General features: G+C 53.7%; 6 protein-coding genes and 3 pseudogenes. 8 read left to right on the forward strand and 1 reads right to left on the reverse strand.

Annotated elements, in window-relative coordinates:
• Positions 1 to 130: 130 nt before the first annotated feature.
• Complete coding sequence (locus tag VU18_RS06350; protein ID WP_021322063.1) at positions 131 to 1,099, reverse strand: ABC transporter substrate-binding protein; 969 nt, start codon at positions 1,097 to 1,099, stop codon at positions 131 to 133.
• 234 nt (positions 1,100 to 1,333) lie between these two features.
• Here VU18_RS06350 and VU18_RS06355 point away from each other — a divergent pair, with 234 nt between their 5' ends.
• From VU18_RS06355 to VU18_RS06385, 8 genes and pseudogenes are all read left to right on the forward strand, one after another.
• Positions 1,334 to 2,335, forward strand: coding sequence for an iron ABC transporter permease (locus VU18_RS06355; protein ID WP_014195635.1), 1,002 nt, complete (start codon positions 1,334 to 1,336; stop codon positions 2,333 to 2,335).
• On the forward strand, positions 2,332 to 3,384 hold the full coding sequence (locus tag VU18_RS06360) for an iron ABC transporter permease (RefSeq protein WP_014195636.1): 1,053 nt from the start codon (positions 2,332 to 2,334) through the stop codon (positions 3,382 to 3,384). The genes VU18_RS06355 and VU18_RS06360 overlap by 4 nt, the downstream gene beginning before the upstream one ends.
• Positions 3,385 to 3,396: 12 nt before the next feature.
• Positions 3,397 to 4,209, forward strand: a complete 813-nt coding sequence (locus VU18_RS06365; RefSeq protein WP_011230957.1) for an ABC transporter ATP-binding protein — start codon at positions 3,397 to 3,399, stop codon at positions 4,207 to 4,209.
• Positions 4,209 to 4,601, forward strand: a pseudogene (locus tag VU18_RS19515) (iron reductase); the annotation flags it as partial. The gene VU18_RS06365 and the pseudogene VU18_RS19515, both read left to right, overlap by 1 nt.
• 1 nt (position 4,602) lies before the next feature.
• A pseudogene (locus tag VU18_RS19520) lies at positions 4,603 to 4,946 on the forward strand (IucA/IucC family C-terminal-domain containing protein); the annotation flags it as partial.
• Positions 4,947 to 5,080: 134 nt separating this feature from the next.
• Entirely contained in the window at positions 5,081 to 7,060 is a 1,980-nt protein-coding gene (locus VU18_RS06375; protein ID WP_025039196.1) for a bifunctional diguanylate cyclase/phosphodiesterase, read from the forward strand.
• 77 nt (positions 7,061 to 7,137) lie between these two features.
• Positions 7,138 to 7,440: a DUF5634 family protein gene (locus tag VU18_RS06380; protein WP_013145569.1), complete on the forward strand. Its 303-nt coding sequence runs from the start codon at positions 7,138 to 7,140 to the stop codon at positions 7,438 to 7,440.
• Positions 7,441 to 7,488: 48 nt separating this feature from the next.
• Positions 7,489 to 7,743 (forward strand): annotated as a pseudogene (locus VU18_RS06385) (GNAT family N-acetyltransferase); the annotation flags it as partial.

A 7,743-nucleotide genomic window follows, 5' to 3' on the forward strand; every position in this document is an offset into this window, starting at 1 on the left:
TTTAAATTGCATCTATATATTTTTGCCCTTGGGAAATGAAGTTAGCGTCGAGACGAGCCACAGGGCAGGAATGATGGAAGAGGAAAAAGGCAGAAGCAGCTGACCGCTTCTGCCTTTCGTTAGCGGGCGATTATTGCCTTTGCAAGAAATATTTCTCAATATCATCCAACATCAAATGAGCCGCGAGCACACCGCCAGCCGTGTTCCAAATCGTGTCGCTCACTTTGTATACTTTTCCTTGTTTAGCGACATTTAAGTTTTGAAAGAGCGGGTCGTTGATCCATTCTTTTTCAAGTTCGCTCGCTTTGCCGTCCCCCGTCTCATATGTAAAGTAGAACAGGATGTCGCCATCCATTGCTGGAATGCGTTCTCTCGTCACGCCGGTTTCCGCAAAGTCGTTTACGTTTTGCGATTCCGGGCGGGCGAAGCCAAGTTGATCCAAAATGACGCCGGAGAACGAGTCTTTATGGTAAATGCGCACGTCGCCGGCCATAAAGCGGACGATGGATACTTTCATCTTCAGCTTGTCACCGAGTTTTGCTTTTAAGTCTTCAATGCGTTTGTCATATTCTGCAATGACTTGTTTCCCTTTTGCCTCTTGGTTTACGGCTTTCGCATAGAGCATAAAGTTGTCTTTCCAGTTGCCGCGCAGCGTTTCTGAGAACACGGTCGGGGCGATTTGGTTCAACTGTTCATAAATTTTTTCATGACGCAGTTTGTTGCCGATAATCAAATCTGGTTTCAAGGCGGCGATCGCTTCGACGTTCGGCTCTGATTCCAAACCGAGCTCTTTGACGCCGTCCATTTTGTCTTTAATATGGTCGTACCACGGATCGCCCGTCCACGATTTGACGGCGCCGACCGGCTTTATGCCTAGCGCCAGCAACGCTTCTGTTCCTTCGTTTGTCAATACAACAACCCGTTTGGGCGTGCCTTTGATTTCGGCCGTGCCCATGGCGTGTTCGACTGCGTAGCTTGCTTCTTTCGATTGATTGCTGTCCTTCGGTTTGGCCGTTTCTTCCTGTTTTCCGCCGCAGCCGGCAAGAAGCAGGAGGGAAAGGATGAAGGCGGACAGAAGAGTGAGATGTTTCCGTTTCACAGTGAAATCCCCCTTTATTGTTGATAATGAGTTTCATTTACGCTAATATCATAAATAACAGCGATAATCATTGTCAATAAAAAATGAAAAAATCATGAGAATATCATAAAACATCCATGAGTAAATTTTATGGATTTTCACAGAAAAGATGGTGAAAAATATTGACGATGAGAGTCATTATCAAATAGACTTGACGATAGAGATATAGAAAATGAAGCAAGGGAGATCTCAGAGATGCTGGTGACAAACCGTCAAAAAATGGTTGGCCTCATCGGTTTGCTGATTGTGCTGCTTGCCGCCATGTGGATGAGCATCGTTTGCGGATATACCGATACGAGTTGGCGGCAGGCGGTGGCGGCTCTCATCGACAATGATGGATCGAATGCCCATTTAGTCGTGGCGACGGTTCGGCTGCCGCGAGCGTTGATTGCGGCTGCCGTTGGCGCCAGCTTGGCGATGGCCGGAGCGCTCATGCAAGCGCTGACGCGAAACCCGCTCGCTTCGCCAGGCATTTTCGGCATTAACGCCGGGGCCGGTTTTTTGATTGTTGTGATGGTCACCTTTTTTTCCATTTCTTCATTGCAAATGTTGTCTTGGGTCGCATTTATGGGGGCGGCGATGGCGGCGTTGATCGTGTTTGTGATCAGCGCCGCGGGGAAAGACGGGCTGACGCCGCTCAAAATGACGCTTGCCGGCACGGCGGTCGCGGCTTTATTTGCCTCGCTGACGCAAGGGATGCTGGCGATGAATGAAAAAGCGCTTGAAGAAGTGCTCTTTTGGCTGGCCGGGTCGGTCGCCGGCCGGAAGCTCGAGCTGTTGGCAGCCGTCTTTCCGTATTTGGCCGCCGCCTGGCTTGGGTCCATGCTGCTGGCGCGCCATGTCAACATCTTAATGATGGGAGACGATGTAGCGAAAGGGCTCGGGCAGCGGACAACCTTCATTAAAGCGGCCGCCGCTCTCTTAGTTGTCCTGCTCGCCGGCGGTTCGGTCGCTGTTGCCGGTCCGATCGGCTTTATCGGCATCATGGTGCCGCATATGGCGCGGGCGCTGGCCGGCGTCGACCACCGCTGGCTGCTTCCGTATTGCGCCTTGCTTGGCGGGATTTTGCTTCTTATGGCCGATATTGGGGCGCGCTACGTTCTGATGCCGCGCGAAGTGCCGGTCGGCATCGTCACCGCCTTGCTCGGCGTTCCATTTTTCATCTACATTGCCCGCAGGGGGATCGCCGCAAAATGAAAAAATACATCACGGTCCGAATGGGAAAACACATCTCGTTTTTCTATGACAAAAAAGCTGTTGCGGTGCTCGCCGCGCTCATAGCAGCGGCCGTCTTACTTTTCCTGATCAGCATTGGCAGCGGCGAAATGCGCATGTCCCCGCTTGAGGCCGCTGCCGCGCTGTTCGGATACGGAGAGGAAATTCATCAGACGGTGATTGTGACGTTCCGCCTGCCGCGTGTGCTTGTCGCTTGGTTGGCCGGAATGGCGCTGGCTGCCGCGGGTGCCATTTTGCAAGGAATGGTGCGCAATCCGCTCGCTTCGCCGGATGTGCTCGGCATCACCGGCGGAGCGGCGGCCGCGGTCGTTGGCTTTTTGGCGCTGTTTAGCGATGAAAACAACTCTTTGACCGTCAGCATCCACTGGCTGCCGCTTGCCGCCTTTCTCGGCGCAGCGGCCGCTGCTTGGCTCGTGTATATGCTGGCGTGGAAAAACGGCCTCGCCCCGCTTCGGCTCGTGCTTGTCGGCATCGGCGTTTCTGCGCTCATGCAGGCGTTGACGACACTGTTGATGATCACAGGACCCATCTATCGGGCGAGCCAGGCAAACGTGTGGATTACGGGCAGTGTGTATGGAGCTTCTTGGCAGCACGTTTCGCTCATGGCGCCATGGGTCATCGGACTGCTCCTTGTGGCGATATTGGCCGCGCGGCATGTCAATGTGCAGGAGCTGGGCGATGAGCTGGCGATTGGGCTTGGCGGCGCGGTCGAACGGCAACGGCTAGGACTTGTTTTGCTTAGCACCGCGCTCACCGGCGGCGCGGTCGCTTTCGCCGGCGGCATCGGCTTTGTCGGGCTGATGGCGCCGCATATGGCGCGCCGCCTTGTCGGTTCGGCGTTTGGCGCTCTTCTTCCGACCGCTGCGCTGTTAGGCGGTGTGTTCGTCATGGGGGCGGATTTGGCTGGGCGGCTGCTTTTGGCGCCGACGGAAATTCCGGCTGGAGTGTTTACCGCGGCGATTGGAGCACCGTATTTCATTTATTTATTGTACCGAAGTCGGAAATTATAAGGAGGGATGCGCATGCATGGGTTGCAGGCGAAAGAGTTGACGCTATCCTATGGCGAGGCGATCGTTATTGACCGTTTAGACTTGACGATTCCAAAAGGAAAAATCACGGTGTTCATCGGCGCGAACGGCTGCGGCAAGTCGACGTTGCTGCGCGCCTTGGCCCGGCTGCTAAAACCAACAAGCGGCGCTGTGCTGCTGGATGGAAAAGAAATCGCCAAACAGCCGACAAAAGAAATCGCCCGCCGGCTCGCCATTTTGCCGCAGTCGCCTATGGCTCCGGAAGGACTGACCGTGTTGCAACTTGTGAAGCAAGGGCGCTACCCGTATCAAACGTGGTTCAAGCAATGGAGTGACGAAGATGAGCGGGCGGTTGTGCGGGCCCTAGAGGCAACTGGACTCGCCGAATTCGCCGAGCGGCCGGTCGATTCGCTTTCCGGCGGACAGCGCCAACGCGCATGGATCGCCATGACATTAGCGCAAGAAACAGACATCATTTTGCTTGACGAGCCGACGACGTATTTGGATCTCGCGCATCAAATTGACATTTTAGATTTATTGTTTGAGCTGAATGAAAAAGAACGGCGGACGATCGTCATGGTGCTTCACGATTTGAATTTAGCGTGCCGTTACGCCCATCATCTCGTCGCCATTCGCGATAAAACGGTGTATGCCGAAGGAAAGCCGGAAGACGTCATTTCCCGCCAGCTCGTGAAAGATGTGTTCCAAATGGATTGCCAAATCACGTACGATCCGATCTTTGGCACCCCGCTTTGCATTCCGTATGGGAAAGGACGGCGAATTTTACAGAAAGAAGGCGTATCGTGATGAGACTGCGTGAAGACGAAATGAAAACGTTGGAAACGTACCGTTTTTCAAGCGGGGCGGCTGATGTCTCGTCGTCGATGTTGTTTGCTTGGCTGCTTCATGACGACGGGCAGCTCGCGAAGTATGTCGCGCACGTCCGCACCGAGATGGGAGCGGCAAATGACGCCGTTGCGGCGTCGATGCTCGTCAAACGATTAAGCTTTTTGGCACCGATGGCGCTATACGCCATGTCGGTATGGAACAAGCGGCTTGTGCTCGATCCTGGACGAATTTGGCTTGACACGGACGGCGAAGGGGAGATGTGGATGCCGCGGTTTCGCTTTGAGCCGCCGGAAGCGGAGGCGTGCGGCATTGAGCGCAGCCGCTGGCGCGAGCAAGTCGTTCGCGACGTGNTCGCCGGCTTGTTCGCTCCGCTCATCGCTCGGTTGCGGCGTCTGACGCGCATATCGCCGCTCGTCTTATGGGAAAATGTCGCGATTTACGTGTATTGGGTATATGAACGTTGGCTTGAGGATGAGTCGCTTGCCCCGGTCGCCGACCGGCTGCGCGATGATTTCCGCTTCCTTATTCATGAAGCCGACGGCCGGTTGTTTGGACAAAAAGACAACCCACTTCGCCGCTTTTTTAAAGGAGCAAGCGGCATGCAGCGGACGACGTGCTGCCTGTACGTGCACACAAAAGGAGGGACGTGCTGCCAAACGTGTCCCACTCGCGCCCGCCAGCGGCAAACCGGGTGACCGGAAGGCCGCCGGTGGGCAGTTCCATATTTTTGACAAAATGTTTGCGAAATTTGTTGATTTTTGCCGTGATTTTCGTGAAAATGGAAGTGTGGACATCGCTTATTTTGGTGAAACGGCGAGGTAGCAATTGCATGGACAAATATACGGCCTTTTTCCATCACTTCACAGAAGCAGTGGTCATCTTGAATTTGCAAGGCGTGATCATTTACAACAATCCGGCTTTTGCCGGCTTGGCGCTGAGTGAAGAAGAACAGAGGACGCTGTCCGTCGAAGGACGGGCGTTGGTTGAACGGGTGAAACAGCGCCCGGCTGCCTTTCGCTGGGAGTTGCTTGACGGCTTATTGGTTGCAGGCGTGTCGCCGATCATCGGTGAAAACGGACAGACGGCCGCCGTCTTATGCGTTCTTCGCCGCCAAGCGGAGGAGAGCGGCCTGCAAGCGCGGCTTGCCGAAGCGGAACGGCGTCTGCAGCTGATTGTTGAGCATTCGAACGATTACGTGTTGATTTTTTCTCCCAATCGTGAGTTGTCATACATTCCGCCGTCATGGAAGCGAAAAACAAACAAGCGCCTTCCAGTGTCATACGAAGAGGTGCTGACATTTGTCCACCCTGATGACGCCCCGGTCGTGGCACAAAAATTGGCTGAGCTGTACGATACATACGAGACGCAATCCGCCGAATTTCGCAAGCAAGGCGAGAAAGGCGAATGGGTTTGGATGGAGGCGCAAGGGAAGGCGATCATCGATGAAGCGGGGACGCTCGATTGCGTCATTGTGACCGTGAAAAACATCAGCGAGCGGAAGCGGTACGAAGAAAAGCTGCGCCAACTTGCCTATTTCGATTCGCTCACGGGCATCGCCAACCGCAGCTATTTCGAGCGGCATATTCATGAGCTGATCGCGAGTCAGACGCCGTTTGCTCTTTGTTATTTGGATTTTGACAAATTCAAATGGATCAACGATCATTTTTCCCATCAAGCCGGCGATTACTTTTTGCGCGAGGCGGTCAAGCGCGTCGAGCGGGCGTTGCGTCCCGGCGACTTTTTTGCCCGCATCGGCGGTGATGAGTTTGTTCTCTTGCTGCCGAACATAACGAAAACAGAGATGACCGCCTTGGCGGAACAGCTTGTCAGTTCGTTTCACGAGCCGTTTTATTACGAAAAACAGCTGATTCAATCAACATTGTCGATCGGCATCGCTTTTTTCCCGAAAGACAGCGATCGGATCGAGCAAGTGATGAAATATGCCGATCAAGCGTTGTACGAAGTGAAAGAGCGGGGGCGGAACGGCTATGCCTTTTACCGGCCGACCGAGCATCGGCATGCGGTGATCGAGCAAGATTTGCCGTTTGCCATTATGCGCGGGCAGTTGTATTTATGCTATCAGCCGAAAGTGCAACTTGCTAAAGGAAAGGCGATGGGGGTTGAGGCGCTTTTGCGCTGGCGTCATCCGTCGCTCGGTGAAATTCCGCCGCTCGATTTCATTCCGTTGGCGGAGGAAAGCGGGTTTATTTTTGAAATTACATTATGGGTGTTGGAACAGGCGTCCCGTCAAGTGAAAGAGTGGGAAAGAAAATTTCCGGGCCTCAAGCTCGCAGTCAACTTGTCGCCGTTTTTGCTCAATCGTCCGGAGCTCATCGAGCATGTGAAGCGCATTTTGCGGGAGACGGGGCTTTCGCCCGATCGGCTCATTTTGGAAGTGACCGAAAGCGGACTGATGGAAAACATCGAAACAGGGCAGCACATTTTAACCGAATTGCAACGTCTCGGTGTGCAGGCGGCGATCGATGACTTTGGAACCGGTTTTTCATCATTGGCTTACATCCGCAATTTGCCAGTGTCGCTGTTGAAAATCGACCGCAGTTTCATTGAAGGCATTGCGGAAAACTCGAAAGATGCAACGATTGTTGATACGATCATTCATTTAGCAAAAAGCCTGGATATTGAAGTATTGGCCGAAGGGGTGGAGAGTGAATCGCAAGTGGCGCTTCTTTCGCAAATGCATTGCGACTATGCACAAGGGTTTTACTTCAGCCGCTCGCTCGAAGCGGAAAAGTTGCAGCAATGGCTTGAGGAGTACAACCGCACGGCTTGCAATGGGCCTTCGTCATAAGTCGGTCATTTCCACTCATGAGTTTCCTCGGCTTGCCGCAAACTACACTTGATGACTAGGCAAGAGGAGGAAAAACCATGGAATTTGCGCCAAGAAGCGTCGTGATCGAGGAGTTCATCGACACGCTCGAGCCGATGATGGAAGCCTATGGACTCGACCAAGTCGGCATTTTTGAAGAGCATGGTGAAGGCAATCGCTATTATGTCGGCTATACGATCAACAAAGACGATGAGATGATCACCATTCACATGCCGTTTGTAAAAAACGAACGCGGTGAACTGGCGCTTGAGAAGCAGGAATGGACCGTTCGAAAAGACGGTCGGGAGAAAAAAGGCTTTCATTCGCTGCAAGAGGCGATGGAGGAAGTGATTCATTCATGATAAGCGGCCGGGCTCGGCCGCTTTTTCGCCATCGAAAGGGAGAGGAGCATGATTGCGGAACTTCACATAGCAGACGACGAAACGGCCGTTAAGGTGCTGCACCTACAGCGGCGCGCGTATACGATCGAGGCGCAGATCATCGGCAGCACGGCGCTCCCGCCGCTTCACGATACGATCGCTTCTCTGCAACGATGCGGCGAGCGCTTTTTCGGCTATTTTCAAGGGGAACGACTCGTTGGGGCGATCGCTTGCAAGCGGAATGGGAAGACGCTTCGCCTTTGCCGGCTGATGGTCGATCCGGAT

The organism is Geobacillus sp. ZGt-1, assembly GCF_001026865.1.
In the GTDB taxonomy this organism is placed as follows: domain Bacteria; phylum Bacillota; class Bacilli; order Bacillales; family Anoxybacillaceae; genus Geobacillus; species Geobacillus thermoleovorans.

Coding starts and splice junctions, on each gene's coding strand:
- VU18_RS06355 (WP_014195635.1), top strand. CDS start 1,334: ATGCTGGTGACAAACCGTCAAAAAATGGTTGGCCTCATCGGTTTGCTG.
- VU18_RS06360 (WP_014195636.1), top strand. CDS start 2,332: ATGAAAAAATACATCACGGTCCGAATGGGAAAACACATCTCGTTTTTC.
- VU18_RS06365 (WP_011230957.1), top strand. CDS start 3,397: ATGCATGGGTTGCAGGCGAAAGAGTTGACGCTATCCTATGGCGAGGCG.
- VU18_RS06375 (WP_025039196.1), top strand. CDS start 5,081: ATGGACAAATATACGGCCTTTTTCCATCACTTCACAGAAGCAGTGGTC.
- VU18_RS06380 (WP_013145569.1), top strand. CDS start 7,138: ATGGAATTTGCGCCAAGAAGCGTCGTGATCGAGGAGTTCATCGACACG.